A 15,493-nucleotide genomic window follows, 5' to 3' on the forward strand; every position below is an offset into this window, starting at 1 on the left:
TACGTTCAGGTCGCGTGTGTCCTACGTTCGGAATGCCTGAGTTCAACGCTCGGGAAGCGGGTAACCCGGCGGTATGGCGGGTGTGCAGAGGGCGTTGAGGTGGGTGCGGACCAGTCCGGCGGTGGACAAGGCGGCCGGGGCGTTGGCGGAGGCGGTGCCGGCGACGTTGCGCAGGCGCGAGGTGACCGAACTGCTGCGGACACGGGCGCTCGGCCGGCCCGTGCACCCGGCGGTCGTGGCGCTGCCCATCGGGCTGTACGCGGCGTCGGCGGCGTTGGACCTCATGCCGGGCAGCGGCAAGGCGGCCCGCGCCGTGATCGGCGCCGGGCTGGTGATCGCGCCCGCCGCCCTGGCCACCGAACTGGCCGAGTACGGCACGTTGGACGAGAAGCAGCGGCGCACGGCGTTCGTGCAGCTGACGGCCAACGCGGTGGCGAACGTGTGCTACCTCACGTCCTTCCGTCTCCGCGGCCACGGCTTCGGCGTCGTGGCCAGGGCCGTCTCGGCACTCGGTCTCGCGGCCCTCGGCGCGGGCGGCCTCCTCGGCGTCCGGACGGCCGATCCCGCCGCGCCCGGAGGCGTGCGCGAACCGGTGTAGTGCGGGTTCTCACACGGCGGGACACCTTCCCCCACCACGTAGGATGGAGGGGTGCTGGTGATTCGCCGTGACCTCGTGGACGCGATGGTGGCCCATGCCCGTCGCGACCACCCGGACGAGGCATGCGGGATCATCGCGGGCCCGGAGGGCTCCGACCGCCCGGAGCGGTTCATCGCGATGGACAACGCCGAGCGCTCGCCGACGTTCTACCGCTTCGACTCGATGGAGCAGCTGCGCGTCCACCGCGAGATGAGCGCCAACGACGAGGAGACGATCGTCGTCTACCACTCGCACACCGCCACGGAGGCGTACCCGTCCCGCACGGACATCTCCTACGCGAGCGAGCCCCAGGCGCACTACGTGCTCATCTCCACCCGTGACCCGGAGCAGCACGAGCTGCGCTCCTACCGGATCGTGGACGGCGTGGTGACCGAAGAGCCGGTCGAGGTCGTGGAGTCGTACATGTTCGCCCACACCGGCGCCGACGACACGCCCGACTGTCCCTGAGCCCCTCCAGGTGCGCCCGCGCACCACACGTGGCACCACCTCACCAAACCCGGCTCCTCGGAGGTACCAGCATGGCCGTCACCGTCTCCATCCCCACGATCCTGCGCACCCACACCGGTGGGCAGAAGTCCGTCGAGGCCGCGGGCGCGACGCTCGCGGAGGTCATCGACGACCTGGAGACCAACCACGGTGGCCTGAAGCAGCGCCTGGTCAAGGAAGGCGCGCTCCACCGGTTCGTCAACGTCTACGTCAACGACGAGGACGTGCGGTTCGCGGGCGGCCTCGGCGCCGCGGTCAAGGACGGCGACACCGTGACGATCCTCCCGGCCGTCGCGGGCGGCTGACCCACCCCGGAAGGATCCACTGCGGAGGAACATCGTGGCCCGGTACGAGTCACTGCTCGACACCGTCGGCGGCACGCCCCTGGTGGGGCTGCCCCGGCTGTCGCCGTCGAAGGACGTGCGGCTGTGGGCGAAGCTGGAGGACCGCAACCCGACCGGCTCGATCAAGGACCGCCCGGTCCTGATGATGATCGAGGAGGCCGAGCGGAGCGGGGTGCTCACGCCGGGCTGCACGATCCTCGAACCGACGTCGGGCAACACCGGCATCGCCCTCGCCATGGCCGCCAAGCTCAAGGGCTACGGCCTGGTGTGCGTGATGCCGGAGAACACGTCCACCGAGCGCAAGCAGCTGCTCCAGGCCTACGGCGCGCGGATCGTGTTCTCGCCGGCGGCGGGCGGCTCGAACCAGGCCGTGGCGCTGGCGAAGGAGCTCTCCGCGCAGAACCCGGACTGGGTGATGCTCTACCAGTACGGAAACCCGTCGAACCCCGGCGCGCACTACCACGGCACCGGGCCGGAGCTGCTGAAGGACCTGCCGACGATCACGCACTTCGTCGCGGGCCTCGGCACCACCGGCACGCTGGTCGGCGTCGGCCGGTACCTGCGCGAGCACAAGCCGGACGTGCAGGTCATCGCGGCCGAACCGCGGTACGGCGAGCTGGTCTACGGCCTGCGCAACCTCGACGAGGGCTTCGTGCCCGAGCTGTACGACGCCGAGGTGCTGACCGGTCGCTACTCGGTCGGCTCCTACGACGCGCTGCGCCGCACCCGGCAGCTGCTCGAGGTGGAGGGCATCTTCGCGGGCATCTCCACCGGTGCGATCCTGCACGCGGCGCTGGCCGCGGCGGAGAAGGCCGCGGCGCGCGGCGAGTCGGCGGACGTGGCGTTCGTCGTCGCGGACGCGGGGTGGAAGTACCTGTCCACCGGCGCGTACGCGGGCACGCTCGACGAAGCCGCGGAACGGCTCGACGGTCACCTCTGGGCCTGAGCCCGCAATGCCGGAAGGGCCCCGCCGGGTGGCGGGGCCCTTCTCGTGCGGTCAGCCGATCGTGCAGGGGATCCCGTTGAGCCGGAACGAACTCGGCTTCTCGGTGTTGCCGCCGTGCGTGGCCTGGAAGCCGAAACCGACCGACGCGGACGGGTTGATCGTGCCGTTGTAGTTGACGTTGGTCGCGTTGACCATGCCGCTGGTCGGCGAGTAGGTCGCGCTCCAGCCGCTGGTGATCGCCTGCCCGGTGGGCAGGGTGAACGCGAGGACCCAGCCGTTCACCGGCGTCGTGCCGGTGTTGACCACCGTGATGCTCGCCGTCAGGCCGGTGTTCCAGGCGTTGACGGTGTAGGTCACCCGGCAGTTCGGCACCGGTGAGGTGGTGATGCTGCTGGTCGTCGAGGTCCCGGTCGTCGTGGTGCTGGTGGTCGTGCTCGTCGTGGTCGTGGTGCCCGTCGGCTTGTCCAGCCCGAAGAACTGGATGGCGCGCAACGCCATGCCCGCGCCCATCAGGTTGTGGCCGGTGCCTTGCAGGGAGATGGCCTCGACCTTGTCGCCGTAACGGGTGCGCGTCCACCCGGACTGCGGACTGTCGCTGGACGTCGGCGTGGTGGACAGGCCGTGGACGTTGGTCCACTGGTCGATCGTCTCGCCGAAGTTCGGGTACCGCAGCGTGTCGTCCGCGGTGCCGTGCCAGACCTGCACGCGCGGTCGGGCGCCGCTGTAGCCGGGGTGCATGCCGCGGGCGAGGTTGCCCCACTCCTGCGGCGTGCGGAGCACCTGGCCGTTGGCGCAGGCGCTGTTCCAGCCCGAACCGTCGGTGGTGGCGAAGCAACCGGCCGGCACGCCCGCGAACGCGGCGCCCGCGGCGAACACGTCCGGGTAGTTGGCCAGCATGACGTTCGTGGTCATCGCGCCGGACGAGACGCCGGTGACGAACACGCGGCTCGTGTCGCCGTTGTAGCGCTGGAGCACGTACCGGACCATCGACATCAGCCCGACCGGGTCGCTGCCGCCGTCCCGCCGCAGCGCCTGCTGGCTCGACACGTCGAAGCACTGCCCGCTGCGGGTCGCCGACGGGTAGATCACGATGAAGCCGTGCTGGTCGGCGAGCCGGGCGAAGTCCGTGCCCGAGTGGAACGCCGGGCCGGTGCCCGTGCAGTAGTGCACGGCCAGCAGCACGCCCGGCCTGGCCTGGGTGCGGTCCGGCACGTACAGGTGCATGCGCAGGTTGCTGGGGTTGGCGCCGAAGCCGGTGACCTCGGTCAGCGTGGCGGCCGACGCCTGCGGTGCGGCGACGAAGGCCAGCACGAAGGCCGCCGCGACCGCGAGGGAACCCACGATCGCGCCGAGGACCTTCACGGAGCCACCACCCGTCCGGTGTCGTCGATGCGGCCGGGGCAGAGGTTCTTGGCCGCCAGGCCCTGGACGATGCGCGGCACGGCGTTGACCGTGTTCTGGTAGCTCGCGTGCATGAGCACGATGCCGCCGGCGTTCGCGCTGGTCGCGGCACGCACGATGGCGTCGGTGGACGCGCCGTTCCAGTCCTGCGTGTCGACCGACCAGATGATTTGGGTCAGGCCGAGCTTGCGCGCCTCGGTCTGCACGGTCGCGTTCGTCGCGCCGTACGGCGGGCGGAACAGCGTCGGCGTCCGGCCGGTGGCGTTGCGGATCGCGTTCTGGGTGTCACCGAGCTCCTTGGCCACGGCGGCGGCGCTCAGGTTCGTCAGGTACGGGTGCGACCACGAGTGGTTGCCGACCCACATGCCCGCCTGCGCGGTCTCACGCGCCAGTTGCGGCTGTTGCTGCACGCGTGAACCGAGGTCGAAGAACGTGGCCCGCGCGCCCGCCGAGCGCAGCGCGCTCAACAGGGGGCGGGTGAACTGCGCGTTCGGGCCGTCGTCGTAGGTCAGCGCGACGTACCCGTTGCAGGCGAGCGCGACCGCCCCGGCTTTCGGGGCGGGCGCGGCGCCCGCTGCGTTCGTGGACAGCAGTGGCGCGACCACCAGCAGCACCACGGCCAGAAGGGTTCTCAAGACCATTCCCTCCTCCTTGAGGATCACGGCGTGAGTTGTCGTCACTATGTGTCGCCGAGTGGTTTCGGACAACGACTTTCGTGAATGTTGCGAGTCTCAAATGGCATGTTGAGCTGCGGCAACGCGCGGTGCCCCCGTTTGGCCGCGCCGGTTGCGCCCGGAAACTTTCGGTCAGCTCCGCCGCACGGGGGCCCTAATCTTCCGGGTGGCCGCCCGAAGTAATAGCAAAACAGGCCCGACGATCCCGTCGGTGGCCATCCGCGTGGAATTGCCGCGTTACCGAATCCGCTTCGGAAAGCCGCAGGCCCGTGCACGCTCCCGACCTCGGTTGATGCATTCGAGTGAACCTGTGCGGCGGTCGAATTCAATGGTCGGCGCACACCGTGTTTCCGCATTTTTGCCGTCATCGGTCCTGCTATCGTTTAGCCCATGCAATTGACGGTGCTCGGGTGTGCGGGCAGCGCGCCGGGACCCGATCTGCCGACCTCCGGGTACCTGGTGGAGGCGGGCGGCGTGCGGATCGTGATGGAGCTCGGCAGCGGGGTGTTCGGCCCGCTCACGCGGCTCTGCGACCCGTTCGACCTCGACGCCGTGCTGCTGTCGCACCTGCACCTCGACCACTGCGCCGACTTCGGCTCGCTCGCCGTGCACCGGCGCGAGCACCCGGAGCCGCCCTACGACGTCACCGAACGCCGGTTGCCGGTGTTCGCGCCGGCGCACGCGCCGTCCCGCCTGGCCAGCGCGCACGCCGCCGACCGGGCCTCGCTCGCGACGACGGACCTGACCGAGACGTTCGACTTCGTGCCGCTCGCGCCCGGCCGGTACGCCATCGGCCCGGTGGACGTCGAGGTGGCAGCCATGCGCCACATCTGCGAGGCCTACGGGTTCCGCATCTCGTACGGCGGCGCGTCGCTGGTGTTCTCCGGCGACACGGTGCCGTGCCCGGAGCTGGTGCGGCTGGCCGCGGGCGCCGACCTGCTGCTGGCCGACTCGGCGTGGCGCGAGCAGGCGGGCCGCGCCAACTACCTGCACATGAGCGGGCAGGAGGCGGGAGAGGTGGCCAAGGCCGCCGGTGTCGGCCGCCTGGTGCTGACCCACGTCCTGCCGTGGTCGGACCACGACGGCGTCCTGAGCGACGCGGCGGAGGCGTTCCCGGGCCCGGTCACGCTGGCCGCGCCGGGCGCCACCTACGCGCTCTAGCCCGCGAACGCGGTCGACGGCAGGCCCTCGCCGACGCCCGGCAGCACCAGGACCGAACCGGCCAGCTCGCTCGACGCGTCACCGCTCAACCCGACGCGCGCGGTCGTCACGTACAGGTCGGTGAAGTCCGCGCCGCCGAAGGAGCACGCCGTCGGCTGGCCCACCGGCAGCTCGACCTCCCGGTCCAGCACGCCGTCCGGCGTGTACCGGTGCAGCGCCGCGCCGCCCCACAGCGCGACCCAGATCGCGCCGGACGCGTCCACGGTGAGGCCGTCGGGCAGCCCGCGCGGCACCTCGACGAGCGGGCGGCGGTTCGTCGCCTCACCGGTCCCGCGGTCGTAGTCGAGGACGTCGATCCGCCGTTCCGCCGAGTCGATGTAGTACATGAGCGTGGCGTCGGGGCTCCAGCCGATGCCGTTGCTGACGCTCACCTTGTCCAGCACGACCTTCGCGTCGCCGCTCGGCTCCACGCGGGCCAGCCAGCCGCCGGGGTCCTCGTCGTACCGCATCGTGCCCGCCCACAGCCTGCCCGCCGGGTCGATCGCGGCGTCGTTGCCGCGCACGCCGTCGCGCGCCCAGTAGACGAGCCACGTCTTGACGCCGTCCCGGTCGATCAAGGCCACGCCGTCGCGCAGGTTCAGCACCAGGCCGCCGCGGGTCCGGGGCTTGGCCGCGCCCACGTGCTGCGGCACTTCGAGGACGGCGTCGTCGTCGCGCGAGGGGTTGTACCGGTGCACCTCGCTGCGGAGGACGTCCACCCAGAGCAGCGTTCCGCTGGCGTGGTCCCACGTGGGGGCCTCACCCAGTTCCGCTTCGGCCCGCACCGCCACTTCGATCGACACCGGCACAGCCTACGGTCACGCCCCGGTCGCACAGGGGCGAAGACGGAGAAGTCACGTTGAACGGAAGTCACCGCTGGATCGCCCGATCCGCGCGTAGCCTGGTGACGTGGACCCCACCGGCCCCTTCACACCGCCGACGCCCGAGCCGGTGGTCGCCGCGCCCAAGCAGCCCAAGCCGTTGGCCAAGCGCGTCGTGCCGCCGAGGCCCGTGCTGTCGGCGGTGGTCGTGCTCGGCTTCGTCGGCCTGCTCTACGTCGTCGAGGCGATCGACACCGTGCTCGGCGGCAGGCTCGACAACGACGGCGTGCTCCCGCGCGACTTCAGCCAGTGGGACAACATCCTGTGGTACCCGCTGCTGCACGGCGACTGGACCCACCTGACCGGCAACGCGGTGCCGCTGCTCGTGCTGTCGTACCTGGCGACCTCCGCCGGGATCAAGCAGTTCCTCCAGGTCACCGCGGTCATCTGGCTGACCAGCGGCCTCGGGGTGTGGATCTTCGGCTCCTACGGCAGCCACATCGGCGCGTCCGGCCTCGTCTTCGGCTTCCTGGTGTTCCTGCTGGTGCGCGGCGTCTTCGCGCGCAGCCCGCTGCAGATCGTGCTGGCCGTGGTCGTCTTCGCGATCTACGGCGCGGCGCTGTGGGGCGTGCTGCCGGGCCAGCCGGGCATCTCGTGGGAGGGTCACCTGTTCGGCGCGCTCGGCGGCGTCCTCGCGGCGTGGGGCGTCGCCCGGGATGCCGGCAAGAGCGCCCGGACTACGCTCGACGTGTGACCGTCACCGCCGATTCGCCCATCGCGATCTTCGACTCCGGCGTCGGCGGGCTGACCGTCGCACGGGCGATCATGGACCAGCTGCCGGGCGAGCGGATCAGCTACGTCGGTGACACGGTCAACTGCCCGTACGGCCCGCTGCCGATCGCCGAGGCGCGCAAGTACGCCCTGGAAGTGATGGACCGGCAGGTCGCCGACGGTGCGAAGCTGCTGGTCATCGCCTGCAACACGGCGTCGGCGGCCTGCCTGCGCGACGCGCGCGAGCGTTACGACATCCCGGTGATCGAGGTCGTGCTGCCCGCCGTGCGCCGGGCGGCGGCCACCACGCGCACGGGCCGGGTCGGAGTCATCGGCACGGCGGGCACGGTCGCGTCCGGCGCGTACCAGGACGCGTTCGCCGCCGCACGGGACATCGAGGTCACGGCGGTCGCGTGCCCCAGGTTCGTGGACTTCGTGGAGCGCGGCATCACCTCCGGCCGCCAGGTGCTCGGCCTGGCGCAGGCCTACCTGGAACCGTTGCAGCGGGCCGAGGTCGACACGCTCGTCCTCGGCTGCACGCACTACCCGCTGCTGACCGGCGTGCTGCAGATCGTGATGGGCGACGGCGTGACGCTCGTCTCCAGCGCCGAGGAGACCGTGAAGGACGTCGTGCGGGTGCTCACGGAGCGCGACCTGTTCCGCGCCGGCGACCCCGATCAGCGGTTCGGCTGCACCGGTCCGGTCGAGCCGTTCGCCAGGCTGGCACGCCGATTCCTGCCCGGGTTGGAAAAGGCGACCTTCCAAGCCCACGGCTGACCTGGCACGCTCCACGGGTGCTGTTGACCATCCTCGGCTGCTCGGGCAGCCTGCCGGGACCGCACGGGCCCGCATCCGGCTACCTCGTCGAGGCGGAGGGCTGCCGACTCGCGATCGAACTGGGCAGCGGGGTCCTGGCGTCGCTGCAGACGCGTCACGACGCGTTCTCGTTGGACGCCCTGCTGTTCTCCCACCTGCACCCGGACCACTGCGCCGACTTCACCACCCTCGCCGTCATCCGCCGCTACCACACCCACCCGCCGTACGACACGCGAGAACGCCGGCTGCCCGTGCACGGGCCGGCCGAGGCCGCCGACCGGTTCGCCCGCGCGTACGCGGAGACGGCCGACGAGCTGCTCACCACGGACCTGGGCGACGTGTTCGAGTTCCACGCCCTCGCCGACGGCGCGGTGACCCGCGTCGGGCCGTTCGAGATCACGGCCGTCCGGGTGAACCACCCGACCGAGACGTACGGGTTCCGCATCGCCACCAAGACGGCGACGTTGGCCTACACCGGCGACACGGGGCCGTGCGAGGCGTTACGCGGCTTGGCGCGTGACGTGGACGTGCTGCTGTCCGAGGCGACGTGGACGCACTCCGACGACCGGCCGCCCGGCACGCACCTGTCCGGCGTGCAGGCGGGCGAGGTGGCGGCGGACGCCGGGGTCGGGCGGCTGCTGCTCACGCACATCGCGCCGTGGACCGATCGCGACGCCGTGCTGGCCGAGGCGCGCAGCCGGTTCACCGGGCCGGTCGACGTGGTCAACCAAGGTGACACGTACGCGGTTGACCGGTCTGAGGTGCGGGTAATCGGCGGCCATGGCAACTGATGTCGTCGAGTTGATCCTGGCCGACCACCGGAAGTTCGAGGAGCTGTTCCGCGCGCTGCGCGACCGGAACTCCGACCGCTCGACGGTGCTCGGCGAGTTGGCGGCGCTGCTCGTGGCGCACGCCGAGGCCGAGGAGTCCAAGGTGTACCCGGCCCTCAAGCGGTACAAGGAAGTCGACAACGCCGAGGTCGACCACGGCGCGGAGGAGCACGCCGAGGGCCACCAGGCGTTGCTGGCGTTGATGGAGGTCGAGGACACGAGCTCCGAGGAGTGGGAGAGCAAGCTGGAGGAGTTGGTCCAGGCGCTCAACCACCACGTGGACGAAGAGGAGCGGACGATCCTCAACGACGCGCGGGAGGAGGTGTCCGACGAGCGGCGCGACGAGCTCGGCCGGCTGTTCACCGAGATCCGGCAGAGCAGGCTGGACGACGACTGCGGTGACATCGACTACGTCCGCAAGATCGCGGCAGCCACGGAGGACCGGATCGACTAGCGTCGATCGTGTGTCGAACGTCGAGGTGCGCCGGGTCGGTCAGCACGATTTCGTGGCCACGAACGACCGGGGTGCGTCGGTGCGCGTCGGCCGCAAGGGCGCCGAGGGCTCGTTCACGCCGGTGGAGCTGCTGCTCGCGGCGGCGGCGGGCTGCGCGGTGGTGACGGCGGAGACGCTGGTGACCCGCCGCGTGGACGGCGAGCTGGTGGCGCGTGCGGACGACGTGCGCTCGGCGGACGGGCACTCGCTGACCAGCGTGCCGGTCGCGCTCGACTACGACATCTCCCAGCTGGACGACACCCAACGCGCCGCCCTGGAGACCGCCGTCCTCCGCGCCATCGACCAGCTGTGCACCGTCACCCGCACCCTGAAAGCCGCCCCGCCGACCCCTCTGACCCTCCCCACCTGACCCGCGAGAGTCCTACCTCCACCCCACGAGAGTCCTACGTTCACGAGCGGTGAGTTCACCGTTCACGAGCGGTGAGTTCAACACTGAGCGTTGAACTCGGGGTCCGTGAACGTAGGACTCTCGGGCACTGGACGTAGGACTCTCGCGGGGTCAGATGGTGCTCACGTAGTCGTAGACGGCGGTCGAGCCGCTGTGGCCGATGCGGACGGTCTGGATGGTGGCGGCGGCGCCGGCGGCGATGACCAGCACGGCGACGACCGTCGAGATCCGGCGCCACGTCTTCGGCACGGCCGGGTCCTCGACGGCGGCCACGCGTTCGCGATCGGCCAGGCGGCCGGCGACCAGCAGGGCCACCACGACCACGAGGAACCCCAGCGCGAACGGCAGCAGGTCGTTGCCCAGGTCGGCGTGCCGCTGGGCCGCCGGGTCCTCGAAACCCGCCGCCTGCATCTTCGCGATCAGCTGCTCGCCCGCCCACTGCGCCAACGGCACCGAACCGACGGCCACCAGCGTCACGCCGAGCAGGGGCCACGCGTACCGCTGCCGCCACCGGGGCACGACGGCCAGCGCGGCGGCGCCCGCCGCGGCCAGCGGGAGCAGCACCACCACGGCGTGGACCAGCAGCGGGTGCGCGGGGAGACCGAAGATCGTCACCAGGTCGTCTGCGAGTGCCATGTCTCTCCCTACGCCGGTGGGTTGCTCCCGGGTTCAGCGACATAGGGTAGTGCCGTGCTGAGGACCGATGGCAGGAACGACGACGTACTGCGCGACATCCGGATCACCCGCGGCTTCCAGCAGTGGCCCGCCGGGTCGGTGCTGATCGAGTTCGGCAACACGCGGGTGTTGTGCGCGGCCAGCGTGACCGAGGGCGTGCCGCGGTGGCGGTCCGGCTCGGGGCTCGGCTGGGTGACCGCCGAATACGCGATGCTGCCCTCCGCGACGCACACGCGCAGCGACCGTGAGTCGGTGAAGGGCCGGATCGGGGGGCGCACGCACGAGATCAGCCGCCTGATCGGGCGATCTTTGCGGGCGTGCATCGACCTGGCCGCGCTCGGCGAGAACACGATCGTGATCGACTGCGACGTGATCCAGGCCGACGGCGGTACCCGCACCGCCGCCATCACCGGCGCGTACGTGGCCCTGGCCGACGCCGTCACCTACCTGGGCGCCGCCGGCCGCCTGGCCGACCCCCAGCCGCTCTCGTGCGCGGTGTCGGCGGTGTCGGTCGGCGTCGTGGACGGCCGCGTGCGCCTCGACCTGCCGTACGAAGAGGACTCCCGCGCCGAGGTCGACATGAACGTCGTCGCCACGGACGCCGGCACGTTGATCGAGGTCCAGGGCACCGGCGAGGGCGCCACCTTCGCCCGGTCGACGCTGGACAAGATGCTCGACCTCGCGCTGGCCGGCTGCGCCGAGTTGAACCGCATCCAGGCGGAGGCGCTGGCCCTGCCGTACCCCGGCGTCCTGCCCGAGCCGAAGGCGAAGAAGAAGTGAAGCTGCTCCTGGCCTCGCGGAACAAGAAGAAGCTCGGCGAACTGCGCCGGATCCTGCTGGCCGAAGGGCTGGCGGGGATCGAGGTGGTCGGCCTGGACGACGTGCCGGAGTTCCCGGAGGCCCCGGAGACCGATCCCACGTTCGAGGGCAACGCCCTGGCCAAGGCCCGTGACGCGTTCAACGCCACCGGCCTCCCGTCGGTCGCGGACGATTCCGGCATCGCCATCGACGCGTTGAACGGCATGCCGGGCGTCCTGTCGGCCCGCTGGTCCGGTCGCCACGGCGACGACCAGGCCAACCTGGACCTGGTGCTGGGCCAACTCCGTGACGTCCCGGACGAGCGCAGGGGAGCGGCCTTCGTCTGCACGGCCGCGTTCGTGGCGGGCCCTGACACGGAAACCGTCGTGCGCGGCGAGTGGCGCGGCACCGTCACCCGCGAGCCTGCCGGCGAGAACGGCTTCGGCTACGACCCGATCTTCCGCCCGGAAGGCCACGACGTCACCTCGGCTGAACTCACGCCGGACCAGAAGGACGAGATCTCCCACCGGGGCCGCGCCCTGCGCCTTCTCCTGCCCCACCTGCGGCAGTTGGCTCAGTTGTAGTAGTCGACCTTCACCCCGGGACCGAGCACGTCCAGGCCGATGTGCTCGTCCCGGTGGTCGAGCTTGAGCTCGATGTTCAGCCCTTGGAGCGGCCGGAGGTCGAGCGGCCCGGATTTCGCGGCGCTCAAGGTCAGTCTCCTGAGCCGCTGGAGACCGGTCGCCACGGCGCAACGGTGCGCGACCACGCCGAGCAGTTCGAGGGTCTCCAGTTCGGGCAGGTGTTCCTCGATGCCGTCGGCCACCTCGGGGGCCGTGCCCCACCGCAGGCTGAACAGTCGCAATCCGCGCAGCCGGCGCAAGTGCGCCAGGCTCGTCTCTGGGTCCGGCAGCACGACGCTGAGGAAGCTGAGCCCGGCCAGGCGCGCCAGCGCTTCGACTTCGGCCGGGCTGTTCAACGCGAGGCCCCTGAGCTTCGGCAGTTGTTCGAGCACCTTGAGGTTGACGTGCCTGAAGGAACCCTGGACGAAGATCTGGCGGAGTTCGGAGTGCTCCGCGAGCGGGGCGAAATCGACTTCACCGGTGACCGGCAGCGAGAGGAACCGCAGGCGCGGAACTCCCTGGACGACACTGAGATCGGTGTGCGCCGCGCCATCCAACGACACACCGGCCGAGGCGAGTTCCCGCAGTAGGACCAGATGTTTCAGCAGGCGTGGGACGGTCACCCAGATGTAGCCGTTCTGCAGACGGGCGTCGGCCAGCACCTCGCGTGCGTAACGCTCGGGGTCGAAGTACTCCCAGGCCTTGACGAGTTCTCCCTGCACCGCCCACCTGCTGTCCCCCGCGTAGCGAGCGAGTCGGGGGATCGCCTCCGGGCCGATGGTCAGCGCGACCGTCCGAGTGGTGGCTGCCGCCGCAGCCTCCGACAAGGTGTCCAAGGTCTCCGGCAGGTAGCGCAGGACCCGGTGGCCGATGGACGCCAGGGAACGGGTCTCCCGAACGCTCCGGGGCGGCACGAGGTGATCGCGGATTACGCGGTCGATCCGCTCGTGCACCTCGGCGTCCACATCCGTGACGGTCTCCAGGCAGGCGGCAGCCAGGAGGCGTAATCGCCGGGCGCGGCGGGGTTCGGTGTCGGCGCGGTCGAGGATCTGGGTCAGCAAGGCCCGGGTTTGCGAGCGCTTGCCGTGACCGCACGCCATCACCACGGTCTCGCGCCACGTGTCCAGGTGCGCGTTCCCGGCCAACGTCTCGATGTGCTCCTGCTCGGTGGCCTCGCTCGCCGCCAGGTACTCCTGGAACGTCCGGTGCACGAAGTCGACCCGGCCCGGCACCGGCTCGCGCAGCACCCCGCTGCGCTCCAACAGGTGCGAGAGGACGACGTCCGGGGAAGAGTCCACGGTGGGCATCGAAGGCAGCTTCATGGACACGAAAGAGACCGCCCGATCGAGTGGCAGTTCAGACCTGCCCGCCTGGATCAGCCGCCACGCCAGATCACGCAGCAGCACGGTCTTCTCGGTCCCGGTCAGCATCCCCGCGATCTGGCGCTCGGCGTCCCTCAAATCCAGCAACATGGTCAACGCCGCCTGGTACAGCTCCATCCGGCTCTGCGGCAGCTCCGAAGTCCGCCCCAGGTTCAACGCGCACAGCATCGCGCACAACAACGGCGACGCGGCCAGCGCCCGCAAGTGCGGCCGGTTGTCCAACTGCCGCAGCAACCGCCGCTCCGCCACCGGCAGGTCCTCCGGCGCGCAGGGCAACGACTCGGCATCACGCGCGGCCTCGTGCCAGCGCTGCAGGAACACCCGCACGTCGGCCGGGCTCATCTGCTCCAACAACACCGAGCCGAATCCCTCGTCGTGCAGCCACCGCTGGTCCGCCGCCGCCGGCCGGGACGTCACCACCACCCGTGCCGAGGGGAACGCCGTCACCAGTTCCCGCAGCCACTCCCGCACCAGCCGACGACGACCCGCCGGCACTTCGTCCACCCCGTCGACCAGCACCAACCCCTGACCGGCGCGCAGCACGCGGTGCACCCAGCCCTGAGGCATCAAGCCGGCCAACCACCCCGCCGCGTGGTCCAGGAACTGCTCGGGCCGGGGCAGCGGCGAGTCCGCGTACCGGCGCAGCCGCACGACCAGCGGCACCAGGCCGTTCCACGACGCCAGCCGGTCGGTGAACGCCTCCCGCGCCGCCGTCACGGCCAGCCAGTCCAGCAACGTCGTCTTGCCCGACCCGGCCTCACCGCGCACCAACGTGCGGTCGGCGTTGCCGATGGCCGCCTCCACCCGCATCGACCCGTGCACGTGGTCCACGTCCGCGCCGAACCAGCGGTCGAACTCGAAGCGGGAGCCGCGGTGGTCCTGGTCGGTGACGCTCAGGCTCAGGTAGGCCACGCTCAACGCCAGCTTCGGCCGGTGGCGCATGGTCAGGCCCAGCAGTTCGAGGCGGTCCACGGTGTTCGCCACGTAGCGCAGGTACTCGTCGCGGAACTCCTCGTCGGTGTCCGCGCCGGTCGGCGCGTGCAGGCTGGTGCGGGGCAGCCGGGACAGCACGTCCTCCAGCAGCGCGGCCTGCTGCGAGGCACGTCCCAGCACCTCGGCCAACGCCCGCGGCTGGAACGCCGGCAGGTGCCGGATCACCTGGACGAGGTAGCGGCACGCCTGGTCCAGCGCGATCTCGTACAGGCGGGTCGCCTGCTCGGACAGCCCGGCGTCGCGGACGAGCGTGGCGCGCACCCGACGGGCCAGCAGCTCGGGGTCGGCGTCGGCGGCCAGCAACGCCTCGTCGGACAGGTCCAGCTCGCCCAAGGCGTCGACCACGGCGTCCAGGGCCGCGGCGACCTCGCCGGGTGGCAACGACGCGAACTTGGCCGCCAACAGCGGCTCGAGCTGGTCACCCACCTGGTGACCGATACCCACGATCAGGTGATCCAAGCGGTCGCGCTGGCGGATCGACGACAGCTCTTCGGCGGCCAGCGAAGCCAACGACGCCGTGCGGTCGCGCGACGCCCGCCGGCGTGCCAGCCACGACTTCGCCGCGTGCTGCGCGACGGCCTCACCGATCTTGCCGGCCGCCGCCTCCAGAATGGCGATGGTGCCCTCCCCGTGCTCCGAACCGACAGGTTCGAGCAGGGGAGGACACCCGGCAATCGGTCGTACGGGTGATCAGGCGGGCAGCTCGCGCAGCAGCTTGGCCACGTGCCCGGTCGCGCGGACGTTGTACATGGCCTTCTCGACCTTCCCCTCGGGGTCGACCAGGAACGTCGAGCGGATCACGCCCATGACGGTCCGGCCGTAGTTCTGCTTCTCCCCGAACGCGCCCCACTCGGTCAGCACCTCGCGGTCGACGTCGGACAGCAGCGGGAAGTTCAGGCCCTCCGCCTCGGCGAACTTGGCCAGCTTCTCCGGCTTGTCCGGCGAGATGCCGACGACCTCGTAGCCCGACGACGCGAGGTCGCCGATGCTGTCGCGGAAGTCGCACGCCTGCTTCGTGCAGCCCGGCGTGCCCGCGGCCGGGTAGAAGTAGACGACCACGGAGCGGCCGGCGTAGTCGGAAAGCGAGACGGGCTTGCCCTCGCTGTCGGGCAGCGTGAACGCCGGGGCCTGGTCGCCCGGGGACAGGCGCTTCTGCTCGGTCATGGCCCCAGA

18 protein-coding genes are annotated in these 15,493 nt (G+C 71.1%); 12 read left to right on the forward strand and 6 right to left on the reverse strand.

Going from position 1 to position 15,493, the window contains the following annotated elements:
- The first annotated feature begins 73 nt into the window (after positions 1-73).
- The 4 genes from AB0H12_RS26920 to AB0H12_RS26935 all read left to right on the forward strand — a co-directional run bounded on the left by AB0H12_RS26920 (position 74) and on the right by AB0H12_RS26935 (position 2,434).
- A complete protein-coding gene (locus tag AB0H12_RS26920; RefSeq protein WP_499626399.1) occupies positions 74-598 on the forward strand; it encodes a DUF2231 domain-containing protein in 525 nt (174 codons plus the stop codon).
- Positions 599-649: 51 nt separating this feature from the next.
- On the forward strand, positions 650-1,105 hold the full coding sequence (locus AB0H12_RS26925) for a M67 family metallopeptidase (protein WP_073889135.1): 456 nt from the start codon (positions 650-652) through the stop codon (positions 1,103-1,105).
- A 71-nt stretch (positions 1,106-1,176) separates the two neighbouring features.
- Positions 1,177-1,449, forward strand: coding sequence for a MoaD/ThiS family protein (locus AB0H12_RS26930; RefSeq protein ID WP_230566056.1), 273 nt, complete (start codon positions 1,177-1,179; stop codon positions 1,447-1,449).
- Positions 1,450-1,483: 34 nt separating this feature from the next.
- A complete protein-coding gene (locus AB0H12_RS26935) occupies positions 1,484-2,434 on the forward strand; it encodes a PLP-dependent cysteine synthase family protein (RefSeq protein WP_499626401.1) in 951 nt (316 codons plus the stop codon).
- A 51-nt stretch (positions 2,435-2,485) separates the two neighbouring features.
- Here the strand turns inward: AB0H12_RS26935 and AB0H12_RS26940 are convergent, their stop codons facing one another.
- Together AB0H12_RS26940 and AB0H12_RS26945 are read right to left on the reverse strand one after the other, a co-directional pair.
- Entirely contained in the window at positions 2,486-3,796 is a 1,311-nt protein-coding gene (locus AB0H12_RS26940; protein WP_499626402.1) for an extracellular catalytic domain type 1 short-chain-length polyhydroxyalkanoate depolymerase, read from the reverse strand.
- Positions 3,793-4,476 (reverse strand): polysaccharide deacetylase family protein, encoded by a 684-nt coding sequence (locus AB0H12_RS26945; protein WP_499626404.1) that lies wholly within the window; start codon positions 4,474-4,476, stop codon positions 3,793-3,795. Before AB0H12_RS26945 ends, AB0H12_RS26940 begins: the two co-directional genes overlap by 4 nt.
- 423 nt (positions 4,477-4,899) lie before the next feature.
- Between AB0H12_RS26945 and AB0H12_RS26950 the strand changes: the two genes are divergently transcribed.
- Complete coding sequence (locus tag AB0H12_RS26950; protein ID WP_499626406.1) at positions 4,900-5,670, forward strand: MBL fold metallo-hydrolase; 771 nt, start codon at positions 4,900-4,902, stop codon at positions 5,668-5,670.
- On the opposite strand, the gene AB0H12_RS26955 is transcribed toward AB0H12_RS26950, so the two are convergent.
- Positions 5,667-6,512 carry an SMP-30/gluconolactonase/LRE family protein gene (locus tag AB0H12_RS26955; RefSeq protein ID WP_499626408.1) on the reverse strand — a complete coding sequence of 282 codons (846 nt, stop codon included), beginning with the start codon at positions 6,510-6,512 and terminating at the stop codon, positions 5,667-5,669. The genes AB0H12_RS26950 and AB0H12_RS26955 overlap by 4 nt on opposite strands.
- Positions 6,513-6,660: 148 nt before the next feature.
- Here AB0H12_RS26955 and AB0H12_RS26960 point away from each other — a divergent pair, with 148 nt between their 5' ends.
- The 5 genes from AB0H12_RS26960 to AB0H12_RS26980 are packed head-to-tail and all read left to right on the forward strand — an operon-like array spanning position 6,661 to position 9,810.
- Complete coding sequence (locus AB0H12_RS26960; RefSeq protein ID WP_499626687.1) at positions 6,661-7,284, forward strand: rhomboid family intramembrane serine protease; 624 nt, start codon at positions 6,661-6,663, stop codon at positions 7,282-7,284.
- Positions 7,281-8,078 carry a glutamate racemase gene (gene murI, locus AB0H12_RS26965; protein ID WP_499626409.1) on the forward strand — a complete coding sequence of 266 codons (798 nt, stop codon included), beginning with the start codon at positions 7,281-7,283 and terminating at the stop codon, positions 8,076-8,078. Before AB0H12_RS26960 ends, murI begins: the two co-directional genes overlap by 4 nt.
- 17 nt (positions 8,079-8,095) lie before the next feature.
- Entirely contained in the window at positions 8,096-8,908 is an 813-nt protein-coding gene (locus AB0H12_RS26970) for an MBL fold metallo-hydrolase (RefSeq protein ID WP_499626411.1), read from the forward strand.
- Positions 8,898-9,401: a hemerythrin domain-containing protein gene (locus AB0H12_RS26975; RefSeq protein ID WP_499626413.1), complete on the forward strand. Its 504-nt coding sequence runs from the start codon at positions 8,898-8,900 to the stop codon at positions 9,399-9,401. Before AB0H12_RS26970 ends, AB0H12_RS26975 begins: the two co-directional genes overlap by 11 nt.
- Before the next feature lie 10 nt (positions 9,402-9,411).
- Positions 9,412-9,810: an OsmC family protein gene (locus AB0H12_RS26980; RefSeq protein ID WP_499626415.1), complete on the forward strand. Its 399-nt coding sequence runs from the start codon at positions 9,412-9,414 to the stop codon at positions 9,808-9,810.
- Between the two features lie 150 nt (positions 9,811-9,960).
- Here AB0H12_RS26980 and AB0H12_RS26985 read toward each other — a convergent pair whose 3' ends face one another.
- Positions 9,961-10,485 carry a DUF2231 domain-containing protein gene (locus AB0H12_RS26985; protein WP_499626417.1) on the reverse strand — a complete coding sequence of 175 codons (525 nt, stop codon included), beginning with the start codon at positions 10,483-10,485 and terminating at the stop codon, positions 9,961-9,963.
- Positions 10,486-10,539: 54 nt separating this feature from the next.
- On the opposite strand from AB0H12_RS26985, the gene rph reads away from it, so the two are divergent.
- Both rph and rdgB read left to right on the forward strand, forming a co-directional pair.
- Positions 10,540-11,304, forward strand: coding sequence for a ribonuclease PH (rph, locus tag AB0H12_RS26990; protein WP_123743797.1), 765 nt, complete (start codon positions 10,540-10,542; stop codon positions 11,302-11,304).
- Positions 11,301-11,906 carry an RdgB/HAM1 family non-canonical purine NTP pyrophosphatase gene (gene rdgB, locus AB0H12_RS26995; protein WP_499626419.1) on the forward strand — a complete coding sequence of 202 codons (606 nt, stop codon included), beginning with the start codon at positions 11,301-11,303 and terminating at the stop codon, positions 11,904-11,906. Before rph ends, rdgB begins: the two co-directional genes overlap by 4 nt.
- On the opposite strand, the gene AB0H12_RS27000 is transcribed toward rdgB, so the two are convergent.
- Complete coding sequence (locus AB0H12_RS27000; protein ID WP_499626689.1) at positions 11,897-14,995, reverse strand: NACHT domain-containing protein; 3,099 nt, start codon at positions 14,993-14,995, stop codon at positions 11,897-11,899. The genes rdgB and AB0H12_RS27000 overlap by 10 nt on opposite strands.
- A gap of 15 nt (positions 14,996-15,010) precedes the next feature.
- On the reverse strand, positions 15,011-15,484 hold the full coding sequence (bcp, locus tag AB0H12_RS27005) for a thioredoxin-dependent thiol peroxidase (protein WP_499626420.1): 474 nt from the start codon (positions 15,482-15,484) through the stop codon (positions 15,011-15,013).
- Positions 15,485-15,493 lie beyond the last annotated feature (9 nt).

This window comes from Actinosynnema sp. NPDC023794 (assembly GCF_040639675.1).
GTDB classification, from domain to species: Bacteria; Actinomycetota; Actinomycetes; order Mycobacteriales; family Pseudonocardiaceae; genus Actinosynnema; species Actinosynnema luteola.